The organism is Hellea balneolensis DSM 19091, from assembly GCF_000428525.1.
In the GTDB taxonomy this organism is placed as follows: Bacteria; Pseudomonadota; Alphaproteobacteria; order Caulobacterales; family Maricaulaceae; genus Hellea; species Hellea balneolensis.
This window is the reverse complement of the sequence record NZ_AUAC01000003.1, coordinates 671,698-693,548: the sequence shown is the minus strand read 5'-3', so window position 1 is coordinate 693,548 and position 21,851 is coordinate 671,698. Positions and strand designations below refer to the sequence as shown.

General features: G+C 49.3%; 20 protein-coding genes. 5 read left to right on the top strand and 15 right to left on the bottom strand.

Going from position 1 to position 21,851, the window contains the following annotated elements; translation table 11 throughout:
• Positions 1 to 7: 7 nt before the first annotated feature.
• From F569_RS0109485 to F569_RS0109470, 4 genes are read right to left on the bottom strand one after another with little or no spacing between them, the layout of a single operon-like run.
• Positions 8 to 775, bottom strand: a complete 768-nt coding sequence (locus F569_RS0109485) for an enoyl-CoA hydratase-related protein (protein ID WP_026942005.1) — start codon at positions 773 to 775, stop codon at positions 8 to 10.
• The gene (locus tag F569_RS0109480) at positions 776 to 1,888 is read right to left on the bottom strand and encodes a Rieske 2Fe-2S domain-containing protein (protein ID WP_026942004.1); all 1,113 of its coding nucleotides are present in this window, start codon (positions 1,886 to 1,888) and stop codon (positions 776 to 778) included. It lies immediately after the preceding gene.
• On the bottom strand, positions 1,885 to 2,766 hold the full coding sequence (locus tag F569_RS0109475) for an amidohydrolase family protein (protein ID WP_026942003.1): 882 nt from the start codon (positions 2,764 to 2,766) through the stop codon (positions 1,885 to 1,887). The genes F569_RS0109480 and F569_RS0109475 overlap by 4 nt, the downstream gene beginning before the upstream one ends.
• Positions 2,766 to 4,469, bottom strand: coding sequence for a class I adenylate-forming enzyme family protein (locus tag F569_RS0109470; protein ID WP_026942002.1), 1,704 nt, complete (start codon positions 4,467 to 4,469; stop codon positions 2,766 to 2,768). Before F569_RS0109470 ends, F569_RS0109475 begins: the two co-directional genes overlap by 1 nt.
• Before the next feature lie 143 nt (positions 4,470 to 4,612).
• On the opposite strand from F569_RS0109470, the gene F569_RS0109465 reads away from it, so the two are divergent.
• Positions 4,613 to 5,377 carry an SDR family NAD(P)-dependent oxidoreductase gene (locus F569_RS0109465; RefSeq protein WP_026942001.1) on the top strand — a complete coding sequence of 255 codons (765 nt, stop codon included), beginning with the start codon at positions 4,613 to 4,615 and terminating at the stop codon, positions 5,375 to 5,377.
• Positions 5,378 to 5,386: 9 nt separating this feature from the next.
• On the top strand, positions 5,387 to 6,208 hold the full coding sequence (locus F569_RS0109460; RefSeq protein WP_026942000.1) for an SDR family NAD(P)-dependent oxidoreductase: 822 nt from the start codon (positions 5,387 to 5,389) through the stop codon (positions 6,206 to 6,208).
• On the opposite strand, the gene F569_RS0109455 is transcribed toward F569_RS0109460, so the two are convergent.
• Positions 6,205 to 7,506 (bottom strand): spinster family MFS transporter, encoded by a 1,302-nt coding sequence (locus tag F569_RS0109455; RefSeq protein ID WP_026941999.1) that lies wholly within the window; start codon positions 7,504 to 7,506, stop codon positions 6,205 to 6,207. The genes F569_RS0109460 and F569_RS0109455 overlap by 4 nt on opposite strands.
• Positions 7,507 to 7,639: 133 nt before the next feature.
• On the opposite strand from F569_RS0109455, the gene F569_RS0109450 reads away from it, so the two are divergent.
• Positions 7,640 to 8,881, top strand: a complete 1,242-nt coding sequence (locus F569_RS0109450; protein WP_026941998.1) for an NADH:flavin oxidoreductase — start codon at positions 7,640 to 7,642, stop codon at positions 8,879 to 8,881.
• A 24-nt stretch (positions 8,882 to 8,905) separates the two neighbouring features.
• Entirely contained in the window at positions 8,906 to 9,979 is a 1,074-nt protein-coding gene (locus F569_RS0109445) for a Rieske 2Fe-2S domain-containing protein (RefSeq protein WP_026941997.1), read from the top strand.
• A 47-nt stretch (positions 9,980 to 10,026) separates the two neighbouring features.
• On the opposite strand, the gene F569_RS0109440 is transcribed toward F569_RS0109445, so the two are convergent.
• The 6 genes from F569_RS0109440 to F569_RS0109415 form a co-directional block, all read right to left on the bottom strand.
• Positions 10,027 to 10,929 (bottom strand): DMT family transporter, encoded by a 903-nt coding sequence (locus F569_RS0109440; protein WP_026941996.1) that lies wholly within the window; start codon positions 10,927 to 10,929, stop codon positions 10,027 to 10,029.
• A 110-nt stretch (positions 10,930 to 11,039) separates the two neighbouring features.
• Positions 11,040 to 12,632: a PQQ-binding-like beta-propeller repeat protein gene (locus tag F569_RS0109435; RefSeq protein ID WP_026941995.1), complete on the bottom strand. Its 1,593-nt coding sequence runs from the start codon at positions 12,630 to 12,632 to the stop codon at positions 11,040 to 11,042.
• 7 nt (positions 12,633 to 12,639) lie between these two features.
• Complete coding sequence (locus F569_RS0109430) at positions 12,640 to 13,431, bottom strand: SDR family NAD(P)-dependent oxidoreductase (protein ID WP_026941994.1); 792 nt, start codon at positions 13,429 to 13,431, stop codon at positions 12,640 to 12,642.
• Positions 13,431 to 14,453 carry a Rieske 2Fe-2S domain-containing protein gene (locus F569_RS0109425; protein ID WP_026941993.1) on the bottom strand — a complete coding sequence of 341 codons (1,023 nt, stop codon included), beginning with the start codon at positions 14,451 to 14,453 and terminating at the stop codon, positions 13,431 to 13,433. The genes F569_RS0109430 and F569_RS0109425 overlap by 1 nt, the downstream gene beginning before the upstream one ends.
• A gap of 9 nt (positions 14,454 to 14,462) precedes the next feature.
• On the bottom strand, positions 14,463 to 15,863 hold the full coding sequence (locus F569_RS17400) for a cytochrome P450 (RefSeq protein WP_034388116.1): 1,401 nt from the start codon (positions 15,861 to 15,863) through the stop codon (positions 14,463 to 14,465).
• 1 nt (position 15,864) lies between these two features.
• Positions 15,865 to 16,557: a TetR/AcrR family transcriptional regulator gene (locus F569_RS0109415; protein WP_154813703.1), complete on the bottom strand. Its 693-nt coding sequence runs from the start codon at positions 16,555 to 16,557 to the stop codon at positions 15,865 to 15,867.
• 53 nt (positions 16,558 to 16,610) lie between these two features.
• Between F569_RS0109415 and F569_RS0109410 the strand changes: the two genes are divergently transcribed.
• Entirely contained in the window at positions 16,611 to 17,579 is a 969-nt protein-coding gene (locus F569_RS0109410) for an enoyl-CoA hydratase/isomerase family protein (RefSeq protein ID WP_026941991.1), read from the top strand.
• Here the strand turns inward: F569_RS0109410 and F569_RS0109405 are convergent.
• The 4 genes from F569_RS0109405 to F569_RS0109390 are packed head-to-tail and all read right to left on the bottom strand — an operon-like array spanning position 17,556 to position 21,851.
• A complete protein-coding gene (locus F569_RS0109405; RefSeq protein WP_026941990.1) occupies positions 17,556 to 18,848 on the bottom strand; it encodes an amidohydrolase family protein in 1,293 nt (430 codons plus the stop codon). The genes F569_RS0109410 and F569_RS0109405 overlap by 24 nt on opposite strands.
• Entirely contained in the window at positions 18,845 to 20,146 is a 1,302-nt protein-coding gene (locus tag F569_RS17395; protein WP_051279673.1) for a CoA transferase, read from the bottom strand. Before F569_RS17395 ends, F569_RS0109405 begins: the two co-directional genes overlap by 4 nt.
• Entirely contained in the window at positions 20,094 to 21,545 is a 1,452-nt protein-coding gene (locus F569_RS0109395) for a class I adenylate-forming enzyme family protein (protein WP_026941989.1), read from the bottom strand. The genes F569_RS17395 and F569_RS0109395 overlap by 53 nt, the downstream gene beginning before the upstream one ends.
• Positions 21,546 to 21,851, bottom strand: a complete 306-nt coding sequence (locus tag F569_RS0109390; RefSeq protein ID WP_026941988.1) for a hypothetical protein — start codon at positions 21,849 to 21,851, stop codon at positions 21,546 to 21,548.

Here is a 21,851-nt window from a genome sequence, read left to right as displayed (position 1 = left end):
TATCTATTTATCGCCCTGTCCACTGAGGCTTTCTTTTTTTCGCGAAGGCTTTTATGCCTTCTATTGCGTCCTCACTCTTGCGCCATGTCGTAAATTCCGGATAGCTTTCCTGCGCTTTCATCGCCTCTTTTAAGCTGTCTTCACTCAGCCCCCTTTGAACTGTCATCTTAGAGGCTTCTATCGCAATTGGTGCGCCTTTTAGAATATCTTTGCAATAGCCTGAAACTGTCTCTTCCAATCTGTCATGCGGCACGACTTCGTTGACAAAACCCATACGATAGCCCTCATCAGCACTAACGCGGCGAGACGTAAGAATAAGCCCCATGGCTTGCTTTAAGCCTATTTGGCGCGGCAGTCTGTGTAATCCTCCGCCCAATGCAACCGCCCCGACAAGCGGCTCTGGCAAGCCAAAACTCGCGCGGTTAGTGGCAATAATGAGATCACAGGCGAGCGCTAATTCGAAGCCGCCGCCTAGCGCAAAACCGTCCACAGCGGCAATCACTGGCTTGGAGAGATCGAAGCGCTCAATCAGTCCCGCATAGCCTCCTCGCGGATAGTGCTTGCCAATGCCGTCCTTAAGATCGCTTCCGGCGCAAAAAGCGCGGTCGCCCGCCCCAGATATGACGGCAATGCGTTGGGTCGTATCAGCCGCAAAATCATCAAAAGCCTTATCCAAGAGGTTATGCATCTCATTGGTAATGGCGTTCATTGCATCCGGGCGATTAAGCCGAATTGAGGTTATCGGCCCGTCAGCGCTGATCTCTATGACCGCCAATTAACTGGCTTTCTTATCGATTTTAAGCTTAGTGATCTTCTTCGTATCATCCCCCCACTCAGCATAGAACTGTGCAAAGAATTTTCGGAATGGCAGTATGGGCCCATCACCATCGCAAATACTCGGCTTGGGCATATATTTCTGGCGGTCCCAGACAACTTTATCTTGGTCGAGCTGTTTGCAAATTTCGCGGCGCATGGCCGTCGCCAGATTTGCCATAGGCCCTTCAGCTTCTGACTTAGGCTGAGTAAAAGCAAAACGAATATGGGTGCGCTCTTGGTCGATGGGCGTGATGCCTGCAATCATGAGTGTCTCTGAGATGCCTGAGAACTTTGTCCAACTTTGCCCAGCTCCGACTGTGCCGTAAGCAATCGTGCCATCCACAACACCTTTCGGCGTCGGCATTTTAGCTTCAACATTGGCTTTGCGAATGTGTCCGTCAAATTCGAAATCATAGTCAGGGAAACTATCGGTACCATGAATATACTTAAAATGCGCGGCATCGACGCCGTTCTCTGCCATATTCTGAACAGGGCCATACACGATCCATTCGTATTTTTTATACTCCGTCCACTCAGGGTCGTGGACTTGGTCGAAACTCTCAGGCTCCCATTTCGGCGCTTCGTTGAATGGATGATACCAAACAAGAATTTGCTTATTACTCTCAACAACTCTCCACTGTGCCTCGCACGGACGGGCTGCAGATGGCGGGACTTTTTTAGCGTAAGGCACAGCAACAACAGCCCCTTCGCCATTATATTCCCAAGCATGAAATGGACATTCAAGCGAGTTACCTTTAACGCGGCCACCATAGCCCATATGCGCGCCAAGATGTTTGCAATAGGCATCGACGACGCGGGCCTGTCCATCTTCGCCGCGCCACAGCACGAGGTCTTTGCCAAAGTAATAAAGCGGCTTGACCTCATTCACGGCAAGCTCATCAGAATAAGCCACCATGAACCAACCAAATGGTAGGGGAAGCGTGTCTAAATTACGTTCTTTGACAGTGGCGCGGTTTTCAACAGGGTTCATGCGCCATGCCGTAAGTTCTTCGCCTCTCAAGCCTTTCAGCTGTTCCCAAACGGCGACATGGGCTGTGGTATTGGAGGTCATGCATAGTCTCCTAATTTAAATAATTTCATGGCGTTTTCACGTAGGAATTTGGGCCAAACCTCATCTTTAAGCGGCACATTTTCCATATCTTTGAAAATTCGGTCAAGACTAAGACCCATAGGGAAGTAACCAGCATAAATAATCTTATCTGCACCGCGCGTATTGGCGTAATCAATTATCGCTTTGGGATAATGCTTGGGCGCAAAAGCGGACGTCGAATAATACAGGTTTGGGTATTTTATCATCAGCTTAACAGCCAAATCTTCCCAAGGCTCAGCGCCGTGGCGCATCACAACTTTAAGCTCTGGGAAGAACCAACAAACCTCATCTAAATGCTCGACCTTTTGCGTGTGCATCGGAATGCGCGGGCCTGGAACGCCGACATTGAGTACAATCGGAATATCGAGCTCTACGCAGCAGGCATAAAGCGGATACATACGCGCATCATTTATCGCGACTTGTGGACATGTGCCCGCCGGAAACACGGAAACGGATTTAATCCCATATTCTGCATGGAGACGTTTAACGCGGCGTACTTCGTCCATGCCGTTATTGGGATTGCAGGGCAAATCAAAAAGGAACCGATTAGGATAATCTTTCGCGGCTTGGCGCGAAGTCTCATCCTCATTAAAGCCGACCATCGCCTTGTCGATATTGTGCTTATCCATTTGCGCAATCGTCCAGCCGACAAAGTCCGAGACATCAGAAGAGGCCTCTGGAATGTCTTTAAACATATATTGCGCAGGCATTTTAAACATGTCGCGGCTTTGCTGATCATTGAGCAACGGGCGGAAGCTGTCATACCAGCCCGAACGGTCCGCATGGGTCGGAATACCCAGCATCGTATCGATGATTTTGATATCTTTGGGATAGCCCATTACGCGGCCTGCTCTTTCTCTTTGCGCGCCAGGTAGGCCGCGCGAACTTTATGTTTTTCAACTTTACCCATAGCATTAAGCGCAAAAGAGTTGGCTTTAAGGATGATATCTGTTGGAACCTTATAGGCTGCGAGATTATCTTTCGCATAGTCCATCAATTCATCCGGCGTGACCTGTCCATCAACAACAAACCCTGCCACGAGGCGCTCGCCTAAGCGATCATCAGCCACGCCAAATGTTGTGACCTGACGCACAGCGGGATGACGCCCCAATGCCTGCTCAACCTCAGCACAGTAAATATTCTCGCCGCCTGAAATGACCATATCCGTCTTACGGTCCACCACAGTCAAATAACCATCCAAGTCAAGCTTCCCAATATCGCCCGTCCGATACCACCCGTCTTTAAAGGATTTGGCATTAGCCTCTGGCCGGCGGTGATATTCTTTTATCACCGTGGGGCCTCGCACCCAAAATTCTCCAATTTCGCCCTCGGGCAAAACTTGCCCCTCATCATCCGTAACCTTAATATCAATCATGGCTAGTTTCTGGCCTGACGCTTTAGGGCGAGAAGTGATACCCTCACCTGTCGCTTGCGAAACAGCGCCACTCGCTTCTGTCATTCCATAGCCTGCCCCAATAATAACATTAGGGAATGTCTCTCGAATTTCGGCAAGCAGCCCCAAAGGCAGCGCTTGGCCGCCGCAAGATAGAGCCCTAAGAGAACTCAAATCATGTTTTGTATTTTTTGCAGCCTTGACTAAATCCCAATGCATGGTGGGCACGCCCCCGAAACTACTTATTTTTTCAGCTTCGATTAGGCGCAAAGCCTCTTGAGCATTCCAGTGGTTCATCATCACAAGCTTACCCCCCGAAGCCAGCGACGAAAGAAAGGTCGATATACAGCCGCTAACATGAAAGAGCGGAAAAATCATCGCGGAGCAACTTTGCGGCATATGAGCTTTTAGCGCCTCGACGGTCATCCCATATTGCTCAGCCATCGTCATAGATATAGACGCAATCGCCATTTGCGTCGTTAAAAGACCCGTAATAATATTTCGGTGAGTCATCACCGCCGCTTTTGCTCGCCCTGTCGTGCCAGAGGTAAAGAACATCGCCGCAGGGTTATCGGTTTTCCGAACTGTAGATGTGTAATCGGGTGTTGATGTCATCACGTCAGCATATGACGTAACGCCTATCGACGCCTCATCGCTTTCATTAGCAACACAAATTGCGGGTAAGTCACACCCCGCCTCACGTAAGGCGCGTAATCGCTTGGCGTCAGCTATCACAAAGACGCTATCCGCATCTTCAGCAGCATAAGACATGACAGCCCCTTCACCCCGACTATTTATGGACACCGGGACGGCGCCAATATTTGAAATGGCGACGAAGGCCGCCATCCATTCAGGGCAATTTTTCATACAAATCGCCACAGACTGCCCAGGCGAGATATTAGCCGTATTTTGTAGCCATCCAGATAGGCGATCCGCCTGATCAAAAAATGCATCAAATGTCAGGCACGTCTCGCCCAAAGTCACAAACTCAGCCCCCCCATGACGCCGGGCCTCTTGGAATATATCCGCCAGATTTTCAGGCGCATTTTTGAAGACTCGCATGTCATGCCCCAAAACATATGCGCTCACGACTTCAAAAGGCGCGCCGGGGGCCGTAAGGGCCGTGATATTGGGGTCAGATTGTTTCATAGAGCGGTTCAATTCATCACTTAGACCTAACCTATATTACGCATTATCGATTATCAACACGCTTATAGGGACATATTGCGTATTTTTTTGGTTTATTTTCTACGCAGTCTAATTTAAGCTAAAAGAAAAATGGGGAATGCAATATGGGCAGTTTATCAGGCAAAAACGCTATTGTCAGTGGCGGAAGTGACGGCATTGGCCGCGCTATTGCGCAAAAGCTGGCCAGCGAAGGCGCTCACGTTATCATCTGCGCCCGAAATGAAGATAAAATCACTGCCACGATCAATGCCATAACCTCCGAGGGCGGGAGCTGCGAAGGCCAAACTTTGGATGTATCTGACGCGCAAAGCTATGCGGATATGATTTCCACTATCGCCAAAAACAAAGGTCTGCACATCCTCGTGAATAATGCTGCCCATGTTGGCATGGGGATGATAGCCGACACGGACCTTGAAGGCTTTCAGCAAAACTTCCGTGTCAATGTAGATGCGCCCTATATGGGCACGCGCGCCGCCATGACCGCTATGGGCGATAAAGGCGGGAGCATTATCAATATCAGCTCTGTCAATGGGGATCGCGCCATGCAAGGCATGTCTGCTTACGGCGCATCCAAAGCCGCCCTCACGCATTTTACGCGTAATGCCGCCATGGAAGGCGCACGCCAAGGCATTCGCGTCAACGCTGTTACGCCCGGCCCTATCATGACCCCCGCAACAAAGGCGTGGTTCGATCACGACCCGGATGCCGGCGCAGCTATTGCGAATGCAAACCCCATGGGCCGCATTGGCACCCCCGAAGAAGTTGCCAATGTGGTGCTCTTTCTCGCCTCTGATGCCTCCTCATATGTGACAGGCGCAAGCATTCCTGTTGATGGCGGCAAGACCAATGAACTATATGTCCCCGGTTAGGAATTAAGCATGAGACTTTCAGGTAAAACAGCAGTGGTGACAGGCGCTGGCCAAGGCATTGGCGCGGCTATTGTTGAAAAACTGGCCGCAGAAGGCGCGCGAGTTGCGGCACTAGATCTTAATCAAGACAACGCGCGATCCGTCATCGACAGATTAAGCGGCGAACATCTCGCTTTAAAATGTAATGTCGGCGAGAGTAAAGACGTCATCAAAGCTGTGCGCGAAGCCCGCAAAACCTTTGGGCGTTTGGACTTTGCAGTAAATTGCGCAGGCATCGGACAAGCTAAAGGTGATGGCTCAGATAAATTTTATGGCGCAATGAACCAGCGCAATGAAGAGCTTGCCAAAGACGGCACCTCAAACACCTTTGTCGATCACCTTATCCATATGGAGGATGAAGGCTGGGCGGGTGTTATGGCCGTAAATCTAAATGGAGCCTTCTATGTCTGCCGCGAAGCTGTGCGCATTATGGCCGAAGACGGCAATGTGGGTTCTATTGTCAATATCAGTTCAACCTCTGCGCAATCGGGTGAAGGCTCCCCGCATTATGTGACGAGTAAGTCAGCGCTTATCGGCCTCACCCGTCAGCTCTCGCGCGAACTAGCCCCGCGCGGAATTCGCGTCAATGCAGTCGCCCCCGGCCCTACAAACACCCCCATCATGACAGGCCTACCGCAGGAATGGATAACCTCTATGGAACAATCCGTCCCGCTAGGCCGCATGGCTGAACCTAGCGAAGTCGCAGCTGCTGTGGCTTATTTGCTATCCGAGGACGCCAGTTTTGTGACAGGGTCTGTATTAGTCGCTAATGGTGGGAGCTATTGCTTCTAGCCCAAAGCTTTTGCCAACTCTTCTCGATCTGTTTCAGCCGTACGTCCCGCCATTAAAATACAAATTATACTGGGTACAGCTGCAAGCAGTGTTATGGCCATAGCGTAGCGTATCGCCTCATCGCCATATTGTGCAGCGAAGACATCGTTAAGTCTGCCCACAAACCAAACACCCAATGCCAACCCTGTGAATGTGAGCGCAAATCCCCAAAGGGCTGTGCCTGTTGCGCGGGCTTTAGCGGGCAATAAATCTTGAAGTGCGGCCTGCATGGCAATGACCCATCCCCCCGCCATAAGTCCGGCGGGCAAGGTCAATAACGTTGCAACATTCACATCCTCCACAAAACAAAGAATAATCATCGACACAAAGAAACCTATCAAGCCAAAGGCGGACAAACGGAAAGGCCAGCGCACATCTTTAGCCGTTAGGCGGTCACATAAAATTCCCAAAACCAGAGCGCCTGTAATACCTGCAATAAATGATGGACCACCATAACGCGCATTGGCTTCTGTCAGTGATAAATCAAAGGCACGCGCGAAAAGGGTTGGAGCCCAAATACCAAAGCCGTAACTTGCAAAGCCGCCAAGGGCTGTTCCGATTGTCATGAAACGAAAACTTCGCCGTGCCCACAAAGTTTTAAACGTTTCAAGAAAGGAGAGATTATTCTCTGTTACCGCGATGTTTGAGACAGGGTCAAGACGTCCTCGCTTGGGCTCTTTTACCAGTATCAACGTCAAAATACCGAGCAATACACCTGGCGCACCCAGTGATATAAATGCGGTACGCCAATGTGAGGCTTCTGCAATCGCGGCCCCGCCGATAAGGCCAAATATCTGGCCAAAATAAACGCCGAAGTTCAGAATAGCAAAAGCCAGTGCCCGCTTTTTTGGTGCAAAGTAATCCGACAAAAGCGAAAAGGCTGGGGCTAAAAACGCAGCCTCTCCAACGCCAACGCCAAGTCTTGCAAAGGCAAAAGTCCAAGGCGTTTGCGCAAAGCCCGACAGCACCGTAAATCCACTCCATATAATGGCTCCGGCTACAATAATTCTCACGCGGTTATGCCTGTCCGCAAATCGTGCAATTGGTATTGCAAGTAAGGTATAAACCACTGCAAAGGCAGGACCGACAAGAAAACCCATAAAAGTATCAGAGACTTGAAAGGTTTTCTTTATTTCCTCGAGCAAGCCTGAAGCCACATATCTGTCCGCCACATTAACCAGATAAAGCAGCACCATCATGATTAAAACAAACCAAGCATATTTACGGGAATTAGGTGTAGAGTCGTGTGTTTCGGTCATGGATAGTTAGAATTCCCCTAATGCGTAGTATTTTACAACAATTACTACGCAATTAGAGTAAAATTATATATAATACACCCATTTTCATCATTTTTAGCGTGATTTTTTTCGCAGTCAGATTTATACAGCCTTTATGAGTTCAAACACGTCAAAAGCCTTTACGCCGCTAACAATCGGTCCTTTAAAATTGCGTAATCGCTTTATCAAAGCGGCGACTAATGAGGGCATGTGCAAAGGCGGAATAATTTCCAAAGGCCTAGCCGCCTTTCATGAACGCGTGGCTGAGGGCGGCGTGGCGATGACAACAGTAGCTTACTGTGCAACGTCTAAAGATGGGCAGACCTTCGTAGATCAGGCACATTTATCGCAGGACACTATCGCTGACTTCAGAGCGCTGACAAATATGGTCCACAAACATGGCGCAGCAGCCCAAGCGCAAATTACCCATGCAGGGTCATTTACATTTCTGCCCAAAGACTTCTCCTCCATGAAGCCCATCTCGGCTAATGGCGGCTTTAACAAGTTCGGCGTCATGACCGGACGTTACATGAAAAAGAAAATGGACAGAGCCGATATGGACGCTATCGCCGACGAATTTGTCCGCGCCGCGATCCATGCTAAAGAATCCGACTTTGACGCCATCGAAATTCATATGGGTCATGGCTATCTTCTCGCGCAATTTATCACACCATTTTATAACACCCGCAAAGATGACTATGGCGGTACTATTCAAAACCGGATGAAATTCCCCGCTGAGGTATTATCAAAAGTGCTAGACGCTGTCGGCAAGGATATGGCTGTCACCGTTAAATATAGTCAAACGGATGGCAAAGAAGGCGGAAACACCATTAACGAAGGCATAGAGATCGCCAAAATCCTGCAAAGCACCGGCGCGCATATGGCGCAGCTCTCTAACGGGCTGAACGTTGAGAGCATCGATACCATGTTTGGTAATCCCCTACCCAAAACATCAGTAAAACCTAAAAACCTTATTGTACGCCTCGGCATGATGATGCAGCCTAAAAGCAAAGAACCCGATAGTGAATTCAAACAGCTTTACTCTATGCCGACAGCTGAGCAAATTCGCGCAGCGGTGGATATGCCACTTTGTTATCTTGGCGGCACGCAAACCATGGATAATGTCAATAAAGTCATGAATGAGGGCTTTGATGCTTTAGGTCTTGGCCGCGCGCTCATCTTTGATCCTAATCTCGTCAACGCCTTACAAAAGGGAAGTATTCGTAACTCAGGCTGCACGGCCTGCAATCAATGCGTGACCCTGATGTACACACCCGGCGGAACGGCCTGTCTTGAAGAAGGCGGACATAAAGGCCATGCGCCTGAATTAAATACTACACCCGCTTCAGCGGCGTGATAAAAATCTTATACGGAGGATATTATGGCAACCACAGCAGAATATGGCATTGGCGAGTTCACCTTTCCGCGCGGATGGTTCATGGTCGGCGAAAGCGCAGACGCCACGAATAAACCCATCCCTCTACGCTATTTCGGACGCGACCTTATCATGTATCGCGGCGCCTCTGGCCGCGTCGTTGTCATGGACGCTTATTGTCCGCATATGAAAACCCACCTGGCGAAGAATGAGAGCTCTTACATCGTCATGGACGGTAAACAGGTTGAAGGTGATGATATTCGCTGCCCTTACCACGCGTGGAAATTTGGCCCTGACGGCATGTGTAATGAAATTCCATACTCACCTGCCCCGATTCCAAAGGCAGCAAAAATCCGCAGCTATCCCGTGCAAGAATGGGGCGGACTTATCTTGATGTGGCATGATGAGGAAGAAGGCGAACCTGACTTTCAGCCCCATCCCCTGCCCGAATGGGAAGATCCTAAATGGGTGAATTGGAACGTGGATTATTTGGGAGAGCTTAACTGTCATCCGCAAGAGATTATCGACAATATCACGGATAAGGCTCACCTTGGTCCCATTCACGGCTCAACCGATATGGAGCTTTTTGAAAGTGAAGCCAAAGACCATGTTATCCGTCAACTTCTCGCGGCAGGTCACCGCACCTTATCCGATGAAGTCATGACTAACGACACATGGTACACAGGACCTGGTCTGCTGCTCTCCCGCATGAATGGTTATTACAATTCACTGATGATGATTTGCCATACGCCCATTGAAGATGGCCAAGTCCGCGCCTGGCATGGCCTCATGGTAGAACCGCCGAACTTCCCAATGAATGAAGATGACAAAGCCGCTGTACCAGCCTTCCAAGAAGGCTCAAAAATGGCATTGCTTCAAGACTTTGATGTCTGGGCCAACAAAGCGCCATGCCTGTCGATTATGCAAGTAATCGGCGACGGTCCCTTTGGTAAGGCTCGTTTGTGGTACAAGCAGTTTTACAACCCGCGTAAGGACGTTAAAAAATATCAGGCCAAATCAAATGGTCACTGGGTGACAAAGGGCACGAAGAGAGACCCTTGGGTGGAGGCTGCGGAGTAATCTTTCAGCCTCTCTTGAGAACTTTTACGGAAAGCAGCCGACCTCAATTATGAGCCGCCGCTTCCTAATTTCTTGCCCATGCCTGCTTCTGGCAGAGTTTTATTTGGTCGAACGGCGATCACGAATACGCCGCCCAACGAAATGATAGACCCTATTATCAACTGAGCCGTAATCGCTTCTTTTAAAAGCACAATACTCAACACAACGCCCCAAATGGGTGTCATAAGTGTTAGCGGTGATAATAGCGAAATATCATATTTCTTTATCAGGTGATAAAAAGCGCCATGCCCAAAGATTGACACACCAATCACGGCAAAAGCAGTTGCGGCCCATACCTGCCACCCTCCCGAGACATATGTGTTCCACTGACCTGTCTCTAACAAACCCGAAACCAGAAACAGAGGTGCGAAGGAAAACAGACCAATCCAGACTTGCATTTGCAGCGCTGAAACAGGCTTTGTACGCTTCATTAAAATGCCGCCAATTGATCCGATAAATGCTGCTCCTGCAATATATAACAGACCGAATGTGACGCTGAAGCTCTCGGGATCTATTGCAATAACGATCACCCCTGCAAAAGCCAGCATAATACCGGTGCCGCGTCGCCAGCCAACTTTTTCTCCCAGAAAAGCCATACTCATTAGTGTGGAGAAAGGCACACCCAATTGCCCGACAATGGACGCAGCAGACGCTTCGGCATTTGCTAATCCTATGAATAGTAGCGCAAAATGCCCTGACCCGATAAAGAAGGATATCCAAAACAAGGTTTTGATATCTTCGGGAATGGGCCTTAGAAACGGAATAAGACAAAGTGCGACACCTAAAAACCTTATGGCGGCAAAAAATACAGGCGGCACAGCGGCATCAAAAACCACCCAGCGCGTCAGAACAATGTTCAAACCCCAGACAAAACAAACTGTAAAAAGTAGTAAAAAATCCTTAAATCCCATGAAAGGCTTCTAACTCTTTTCACGCCTTAGTCTATGGTGGAGCGCTAAGCCTGCCGTCTTCTCCAAATCATCGGTTAAATGGCTAAGTTGGGTAATCGGGCCAAAATACATTATTTTTCTCTTATCTTTAAAACGCCCTGCCGCGTGCCGACCCAAGTATCGCCATTGGGCGCAATAGCAATACTTGCCCAATTATTGTTAAATGCTTCACCAGTACCCGTAGGAATGCGGATGACTTCATTGCCCGTCTCAAAATCAAGCCCCACAAGCGACCAGAGACGATCGCCATTTTCTAGCAGGTCGAAACTATAGAAATACGCAATCCCATTTCCGAGAGACAGCTTGGGCACAACAGACGGTACCTTGAGCGGGTTATCCCAAACAATGTCACAACCGCTTTCATCTTCACGCACATCGACGCGAACAACGCCGCCCTCCACGTCGTTGTAATCCTTCTGGATCATGGAATTGGTATAACCAGCATTATTTTCGAGGATAATAGTGCGGCCATAGGCAATCATGGAATTATCCGTTACGCTTGCCCCTTTGGTAAAGACAGGCACTTTACAAATCACGCGGCTTTCGTCGTCCGCGAGGTCACCGCGCCGCGCGACATAGATATTCATATGGTCATCGGCATTGTCGGTAAATGTTAGGTAGTTTTCACCAAACAAGCTTGGCGAGGTTCCGCTGCCTTGATTTATAGAGCCCACTTTGCGTCCTGAACCGCGATCATATGGTACGCGCCATTGCTGTGTTGGCATCCCTTCTACCAATTTCATATGATACATGGCATGGTCGGAAACAATGTAAGCGCCGTCCATATCGAGTGCGAAAGAGTTTTGAATTTCCTCTCCGCCTAATTCAGTCGCGATAACCTTTCCATTTTCAGGGTTTAGCGAACCCACACGGCCCTTGCGCGTGACCCACCAGAGCAAGCCGTTATAATCGGGCATGATCGTCGTGATACCATCGCATTCCCCTGTCGGCCGTAGATTATTCCAGTGATAACAATCATTGGGCACATAATCCGTCATGTCCCAACTATCTGTCTCAAGAAATTGCCATTTACCATTACCCAGCTGCTCCGCTTTAATGCGGCGTATGCGCTGCTTAGCATCGGCGAGAACGGCGCGATCTTGATCATCCAGATACATATAGGCCCCGCCCGAAGTATCGGTGAAGATGATATCTGTATCGCGCTTGACCATGGCCTCAAATGTGCTGGGCCTCATAGGCAGGTCATACATTGCGAGCATTTCCAGTGTATCTTTATCAAGGAGCTGCAAACGGAAACTCGTAAAGCCGCCGCAAAGAATAAGCGGATGCCCGGCCTTAATAAAAGTGAAGGTCGCGCATTGCCGGGCCGCTTTTCCGCCGGCCCGCCGCGTTATAATGCCTAGTTTATCAGACGAAACGGCTTTTGCCGGATGGGTGTCACTTTCCCAACTACCTGAATGCATGGCGCTTGTGTCTGTGACCGCCATAAAGGGATGTTGTGGTTCTCCTGTCAGTGGCAGTCTCTTAGGCGTAAAACTGGGGTCAATGCGCGGCGTAAGGTCAACATCTTCAGTGCTCATGGAAAGGGGCGTTACAGCCGCGACTTCATGATCCATTCTCCACTTCACAAAGAAAAGCCCTGCCATAACTATTAAGAGCAATACCAGCAGAGCTTTGAAGATGAACTTTAGAAATTTGGCCATAGACTGATCAGATTGGCAGACCTTCAGGCGCACCAGGCAACATGGTCAGATATGTACCAGCGGTCCAGCCGCCATCAACGGCAATTTCAGCCCCAGTGATGTAAGAAGATTCATCGCTAGCCAGGAATAATGAGGCCTGCGCTATTTCATCAGGGCGGCCAATTCTGCCCAAAGGCAATCTCCGAAAGACTTGATTGACCTCCTCTTCGGGGCGGCCGGCTGCATTGCCCATGGGCGTATTTACGCCCCCGGGATGTACTGAATTTACTCGAATACCCGACGTACCTAGCTCATAAGCATGGCATTTGGTTATACCTCGCAGCGCCCATTTACTGGCGGTGTAACACGTCAATCCATTGGCTCCACGCAAACCATCTACAGAACTGATATTTATAATTGAGCCTTTTCCGACCGCTTTCATGGTCGGTGTGACATGCTTCGTACCTAAAATTGGACCCAAAGTGTTTACACCCAAAATTCGATTGAAATCATCAGGGTCTAGCATTTCGACTGGCGTGAAATGTACAAGTCCGGCATTATTGACAAGAACATCAATAGTACCGAACTTGTCCCGGACAGCGCCCGAGAAGTGTTTCCAATTTTCGTTATCAGAAACGTCAAGCTTTTGGAAGAAAGTATCGCCGCCAATATCCTTAGCTACAGCTTCACCTTTTTCGATATTTACATCTGCCAATGCAAGTTTTGCACCTTCTGACGCAAAAAGCCTAGCTGTCGCTTCGCCCATACCTTGGGCCGCCCCTGTAATTATACAGGCCTTACCTTTTAAGCGATCTCCCATTACATAGCCACCGCAGGATCATTTTCATCAAGATCGACATAGAACTGACGGAAGTATTTACGCCAAGCGAGGATTGGTCCGTCGCCGTCACAAAGCAAAGGTTTCGGGCGATATTTTTTATTATCCCAGACAATCAGATCGACGGATTCAAATCCTGCGGACTCTTCGCCTTCAGCTTCTCCGATTGAGTGCTCATAAAGATGTTGGCCGATAGCAGCCTCTTTGGACCCTTCCGGATATTTTTTCCATTTGAACATCATACGCACACGCGACATTTCCTCATCCACAGGCGACGGCATGGCATACATCAACATGGAAACGCCATCTTTAGAGTGGCGATTGGGAGCAAGGCCTGGGCCATGGCTTTCCCCGACAATATAACCGTCCATAATATCATAATGCCAAATATGCCCCTCAGCTTTAGCGGTCACATCGGGAATGATAGGCGCGCCGTGAAGAAACTTCAGATGCGGCGTATCAACTGAGTTTTCTCCCATTTCCTGAAGGCAGGTCCCAATATCCCAGCTATGGAATTTGGTTTCGACATGCTCGACCTCATTTTCAAATTCCTCATGTGTCGGAAGCTCCCACATCGGCGTCTCACCTTTGGGATGGTACCAAGCCCAAATAGCTCCATATTTTTCAATAGTCGGAAGGGCTTGAAGAATAGCGCGTTTGCGCGCGACGCCCGGCATCACTTTGCCGTAAGGAATTTTCTTGCACCAACCCTCACTGTCAAATTCCCAATTATGGAACGGGCATTGGATATTATTACCAACAACTTTGCCACCATGGCCTAAATGCGCTCCCAAATGCGGACAGAATGGATCGGTCATGCCAACTGAGCCATCTTCGCCGCGAAACAAAACCCACTCCTTGCCAAACATTTTCTCGATCTTGATATCGCCGGGCTGAAGTTCATGCGAAAAATGGACGCAAAACCATCCATAAGGAATGGGGAACGGACAGCGTTCCAATTCTTCGCCTGTTTGAATGTGGTCCGGATTTACAGGTGCGTTCATAACGGTCTCCTACTCTTCTAATATTTCAGGAATTAACATTTTCGCTGGATGGCGCTCTCCATTGACTTTTACTGCAAAGCTCATGGCTGGTCCTGGCGTGGGCGCTGATTTTGTCTTAAGCACATAATCAAGCGGGTCCAATGAAAGATCGAGGCGATGAAACAGACGGGCCATAATTACGCCCATCAAAACTTCGGCCAAATTTTGCCCCAAGCAGCTATGCGGTCCTCTTCCAAAGGGGGCATAGACGCCTGGCTTCATATGTTCGCGGCGCTCTTCGTTAAATCGCTCAGGATCAAATTTAAACGGGTCTGGGAAATATTCTTCCATAAAATGCGGAACTGATGTGCCGATAAAAATCAATTCATCTTTGGGAATAATATGACCTTCAAATTCGAGATCGTGATTAGTCGTACGCATCTGCGCCACAGCAATAGGCCAAAGGCGCATCGCTTCTTTCAGGCAGCCTTGAATATAATCAAGCTCGCGAATATCCATTTCCGTCACAGTCTCTTTTGCATATAGCGCATCCGCTTCGGCTTGCACTTTTTCAAGAACGCCCGGCGTTTTCAAAATACCATAAGTTGCTGCTGCCACCGTATTAGCGACCGTATCCAATCCAGCCACATAGGGCCCTGTCAAAAGGACACTGAGATCCCGCGCTTGTATAAATTCAGGGTCATCAATATGGGCCTGATAGACATCACCTAGCAAGTTATCCGGCAGCTCACCCGACTCGGCATAAGCTCTAAATTGCGCGATAAGTTTTTCACCAAGCTCATCGACACGCTTGCTGGCTTTTTTAAACTTTGGTGATTTCAAAAAGAATTTTGGCCTGACACGTGCAACTAATGTGTTGAGTAAAAAGAGGATATTAGTCCGAATGTCTTTTACATATTCGAGCGGTGCGTCACCGCTCATCATTTCTCCAATCATCTGCACAATCATATATTGGAAAGCCTCGACAACGGGAACGCTCTCGCCCTGCTTCCAATCACGCGTAATGGACTTATCGCCAATCTCCGTCAGCATGTGATATTTTCCGGCTGCGGCTTCGCGGGAAAAACCTTTGCGCATAATGGCGCGCATTTTTCGGTGCTCTTCCCCGTCAATTTGGGTCAAGGTTTTTGACGCTCCAAAGTGATCTACGAAGTCTTGCCAAAACTCCTTAGAGCGTAGGCCGTCCCGCCCCTTCTTCGTAGACATAAGTTTGGCAGATTCAACGCCCGCAATCACATACTGTTTACGCCCAAAAACATTGACCTGATAGACAGGACCATAATCCCGATACGCACGCACGAAAAAAGCCGCGGGATCTTTTGCCATTTCCAAAGTGCTGCCTACAAATGGAATACCTTTTACGCGCGGTATCGCCTTGCTTTCAACTTGGGTGTCAATCTGCGCGACCATCTTAAATTATCTCGCTTTCGTCTTCACCGCGTTCACGCGCGATAGATTTGAAGGCTTTGGACAATAGTCCTTCAACTTTCTCTTCAGGGGTCTGTGTAAACACCCCGAAAGCTTGCCCCAGCAGCGGGAATTTATCTGCATCTAAGCGGTCAAACTGACGCCGCGCTACGATTGCCATTGTTTCGTCCTGATATTCAAATTCGCGCTGTCGAACAGTTTCCACAGCTCCGCCAAAAGCCGCCATGCCGATGAGGTTGAAAACCTCCATCGCCGCTTCGGGCTCAAAATCGCGTTGGTTCATTGCTTCAAGAAACGGTTCGATCAGGCGAAAATGAACTTCAAAACCATAATCCGAATGTTGATGACTATAGATAAAGCTCGGATTTTCCGCGAGCAGCGTCTTGATGCTTTCAACATAATCCCGCGCCAAAACTGACCAATGCTGTCCCGTGTCTTCGGGTAGCGGGACATCTGAGAGCGAATAAACCGCTGCTGCCCGCATCAGAGCTTTGCGGCTGTCAAAATATTGATAGAGCGTCGCGGTGCCAACATTAAGATAAGTCGCCAACTTTTTCATCGTCAAGCCTTCGAGGCCAAGCTCAACCGCGCCTTCTAAAATCTCTTCATGTGACAACAGACGTGGACGACCATAAGTCGTTTGTTTTGCTTGCTTTTTCGCTGTAGAAGACGACATATATGACTTTCCGAACGCTGTTCGGATATTCACCCAAGCAATAGCAGGAGTCAATGAAAAACCCGCTTACATTTAGGCAATTACAAGAACTCGCATCAAGCCATCCGCCAATTGAGAGTTTCGGCCCATTCTCAGATCGACCCTATATTGCATTTAATTTGGAGGACTCAGAAGCTCAGCTTTGCGGTTGGCTAAAAGACGTACCCTGCCCTGTAATTGGCATTGGAAGAGGGGTTTTAGAAGACGCATGCGATGTCGTTCTTGAGACTGAAAGAAAACTTCCTCTTATAGCTGCTAATATCACGCAAGCTCCACTCGCCGCTATGGTTTTGGTTCAACATTTGCGGGCAAGCGAAACACTCTCCGCCACAGATGCTTTGACAGCAGAGAGCTTTGCTTACGCCGCGATCCAGGCTGGGCCGGAGTTTCAGAAATGGCTTAGTCAGTATGAAAGACAACCCCTAGCCACATCATCAGGTCCCATTCTCGATATTGACGTCAATTCAGATAATGAAATGAGCTTGGTATTGAATAGTCCTGAGACACATAATGCCATTGGAACAGAAATGCGCGACGCGTTGTGCAACGCCCTGGATTTGGCGCTTGCCGCCGACATGCCCAAAGTCGTGCTAACAGGAAACGGGGCTGCCTTTTCAACAGGCGGCGCGATTGAAGAGTTTGGAGGGACCCCTGATCCCGCAACGGCGCATTGGGTTCGCACTTTACGCCTGCCCGCTTGGAGATTTGCCCGTTTGGAAAACCGATTACGAATTCATGTCAACGGAGCAGCAATTGGGGCGGGCGTAGAAATTGCGGCCTTTGGACATCATGTAACGGCCTCCTCTAAAGCTTGGTTCCAACTTCCCGAATTGAAATATGGTCTTATCCCAGGCGCGGGCGGAACAGTTAGTCTCCCGCGTAGAATTGGGCGTCAAAAAACAGCTTTTATGGCGCTGAGCATGGAAAAAATTAGAGCCGAAGCTGCGCTGAAATGGGGCCTAATCGATGAGATTATAGACTAACTCACCATCAATCCATGTGGCTTTCACAGTCACATCATCTAAACCTAGCTTGGCCTGCGCCCAAGACCTATCCAGTAAACATAAATCCGCCTTTGCGCCAATGACGACGCGGCGGGCCGGGGCGCCAGCATCATCTGCAGGTTTTGTATAAAGCTCTAAGGCTAAATCGGGTGATATCGCCTCGGCCTCAAATCCTTTGGGTCTTTTAACAGCTGCAGCCATCGCCGCCCAAGGGTTTGGGTCCCCGAAAGGGGCGTCGCTTCCAGCCGCAAGCTTTAATCCCCTATCAGCAAAAGCTTTTAATCTCCACAAATTCTCATGATCTTCTCGCGGCACATCTTTCAGATAGGCCGCAGCACGCTCAGCGATAAAATTCGGCTGCGTCACGACTATTACCCCAAGCTTTGACATCCACTCCATTGCGGCCTCGTCAGCTATGGCCGCATGTTCAATACGGTCGCCTTTTTCGGCTCCGGCCATATCGATTGCCGCTAAGGTCAGCATAAGCTCCGCCCGAGTCACACAATGCGCAGCGATATTTCGCCCCGCTTGATGTGCAGAAATTATTTCCGCTGTAAGCTCTTCAAGCGGGGGTAAATTATGATCATGGTAATGCAGTTTTAAATGACTGGATTGCACCAAAGATAATTCCGCTTTTCCCATGAGTGTTAAGCGAAGCGGTTTGGCAGCCTTTATATAATTTTCATATTCTGCCGCGCCATTGCTTGGCGTGACTTCCGTTACGCCTGTTATACCGTAAGATAAAAGCCTGTTCACTAGAGGCCTGAGGTCTGGAAACTGCGAGATTGACCTTATAGTATTATCACCATCAAGAAGCCGCCCGTCCTTCGGGGCCTCCATAGAAAGATGATCTATAGCCAAGCTATTTAATATCCAGAGACGGCCACTTCGGTGTTGAATGCGTACGGGACGGTTAGGGCCGTTATTATCAAGCCAGCTTCGGTCAATCTCGCCAGCAACGCTGTGATAATAACCCACACCGCGCAACCACCCCTCGCCCTTCATATTTAAAACTCTAATAAGCTCGGATTCAGAGGTCACTTCGGGCGGGCCACAGCGCACACAGTTCATCGCAGCTGCGGCCGCGTTTAAATGAATATGATGATCATGCAGTCCCGGGATTAAAGCTCCGCCTTTGGCATCAAAATAACGCTCCCCTTTAATATTACCTCCAATTTGGGAGATACGGCCCTTCGCGATTTTGATATCTGTGATGCGGCCCTCAATTTCACAATTGCGGACAATCATACCCAAACCTCATTATCCGCACCTAAGAGTTTAACCTCGCCGCCGGGCTCACGCATTTGGTATAAAGGCATATTGTCTTGGTCTACCAAGTCTTGCCACTCCCGCGCAATAGCTGCACAGTCTTGCGGAATATCCCCCATAGCGCAGCGCAGCACGTCTCGCATAGTTAGATCAATGACAACTCCCCCGCCTTTTTTCAGATAAGCTTGAATGGCCAATGCGAGGTGAACTCCGTTGACAGGGTCGGCGATGGCGTCCCCCACAAAGCAAGGCTCACCATGAGCTTGCCCCATAATACTCGCGAGCCCCGCTGAAATGCCTATATCATCCCCAAAACCAATCCGGTTCTCTGCTTGTCCATAAGCCGTGAGGCGCGCCCAAATTTTTCCCGGTTGTCTTGCGACAAAATCTTCAGCACGAATGCCGAGCTGACGCAAAGCCCTAGGACGGGAAGCTTCGATAACAATATCGGCTTTTTCCAATAAGCCTTTTAATTTTTCTAAATCATCTGCATCCCGAAAATTCAGCGCAACGCAATCTTTGCCCGCATTTAAAAGTGAATAGAACCCTTGATGCCCGCCGCGCATACCATCGGGACGTGTAGGGCTTTCAACTTTTATCACTCGCGCACCTGCCAAGCTCAATAAACTGGATGCCAATGGCCCCGCCCATAGCCCTGACAAATCAACAATAAGAGGATTACTACATTTCGCTTGTGTAAAGGACTGAATAGAAAACCAACTTTCCGGCTTGGGCGGCATCTCATCCTTGGCAACGGCCAGGCCAATCTCAGCCGCGCGTTCTACTAAATAATCAGCGTCTTTTTCAGCTGAGAACCTTTCTATGTCGTCCCAATTTTGCGCATAATCCTCAAGCCATGCGGGAATTAAATCCCAATCATCTTCGCGCACAAGATTAAGCGCAATAAGGCCGTCTTTCGTCTCAATGAGCCGCCCATAACCTCCCGCGCAAAAGCGTCCATCCCGAACGGTCTCGCGTAATCGCGCTCTTTCGCCCAAAAGTAAGCTCCCACAATTTGGTAGCTTCTCAGCTGTGCTCGCTAAAGTTTTTAACGCCATTAAGGCCCCATCTATATGGCTCGCCAGAGGAAAGGGTAGCATCAGCCCTGTCGTTTTTAACAGTCCTGAGCGGCGATAAGATAAAGCAGGATGATCGGCTAAAGTCTCAACATTTGGACTGAACCCTAAATCAGTCAATAGCCCATTGGCATATTGCGCCGCATGTTCAGTCTGCAAAGCTGTCTCTGATGACGCGGCGCAAGATTTTTCCGGTTTCATTATAGGGGAGTTCATCCATGCGCTTTATCACAGACGGCACACGGGAGGAACGCAGTTTTGAGCGCACAAGGCCGCAAATATCTTCATCGCTAACCTCTGATGTGCAGACAATAGCTAAGCCAACAGCCTCGCCCCATTCCGTATCCGTAACAGCTATAGCAGCAACATCTTTGACTCCGTCATGCTGGCGAAGGACGTCTTCAATCTCGCCAGGAGAAATGTTTTCGCCGCCGCGCACAATGACGTCATCCGCGCGTCCATCTATAAATAGATAACCTTCTGCATCCAAGAAGCCGCGATCTTTCGTCAAAAACCAACCCTCACTATCGAGCTGAGAACCCATGCCTTTATACTCACCGCTGACTTGATCGCCGCGCACCCAAACAAGCCCCGTTTCTTCGGGGCCGCAGAGCTCACCTTCGTCAGAGCGCACTTTCAACTCGATAGACGGAATAGCCCGCCCAGCCGAGCCAAGTCTGCGCTGGATGGCAGGGTCATGACTCTCATAGGCCGCACGGTGGTCCTCCGGACCTAACATACAAATCGTCGCGCTCGTTTCCGTCAGGCCGTAAGCATTTGTAAAATTAACATGGGGAAGCAAACGCATAGCCGTTTCAATGGTGGAGCGCGGCATTTTTCCGCCGCCATAGGCTATGTTTCGTAAGGCGGGTAAATCCAGGCTGTCCTCGGCAGTATCTACAATGCGTTGCAACATTGTCGGCACAAGAAAAGCATTCGTAACCGCTTCATCTTTCGCAAGCTTAATCCATGCTTCGGCCGTGAAATTCGGGAGCTGCACCATACGCCTCCCCGCATAGGTTGAGGACAGAACTCCGGCGATACCTGCTATATGATAGGGCGGCACTGTTAGCAATGTAGCCTCATCTTCTTCGGCGCTCATAAATTCCACCGTCCCGAAAATATAGGCCATCAAATTGCTATGCCGCAAAATAGCTGATTTTGGTTCGCCAGTTGTACCGCTCGTGAAGAGCTCAACCGCAACGCCGCCATCCTCATCAGAGGCGTCTCTTTCTGAAGGTATTCCGACCAGAATTTCCGACGCCGAGATCGGCTGGATTCCTTGTATTGAAATGCTTTTTTCGCCGATCAACTTAGCGGGCGTAATACGTTTCATTTGCGCTTTGAGCTGTGCTTCTGACAAGCGATAATTTAGCGGAACAAATTGTGTTCCCGCCAAAGCTGCGCCAAACAAAGCCGCCGGAAAGACAGGCTCAGCCTCAGCCAAATATGCCAGTTTTTCACCCTCACCGACCTTAGCCGCAACCGTCTTGGCCATCTCGCTCAACTCTTGAAATGTCAACCGTGTTTCACCACAGACCAAAGCCTCGCGATTCCCCATAGTTTCAGAGGCCATTTGAAGAAGCAGATGGATATTCATTTAATCAGAGCTGGGCAGTTTTTTAGCGGCTTTAATATCAATGACATAGCCTTCCACACTTACGGTACCTTCACCTCCACGCGTGCAGAGAAATTCCATCGTTTCATCAGCATCTGTATAACGCTTACCTACTAAAGTCCCGCTATTTTCGCCCTGCATCTCGCCAAGCTCTGGAGGGTCGCCAATTTGCATTGGTGCACCACCGCAGCTTATTATAAGCTCCTGTGCAGGGACACGCAGCGCCATAATTTGTGTCTTGCAGACTGTGCTCGAAAGCTTCGTTCCCGGTTTATAAATCTGGCCCAC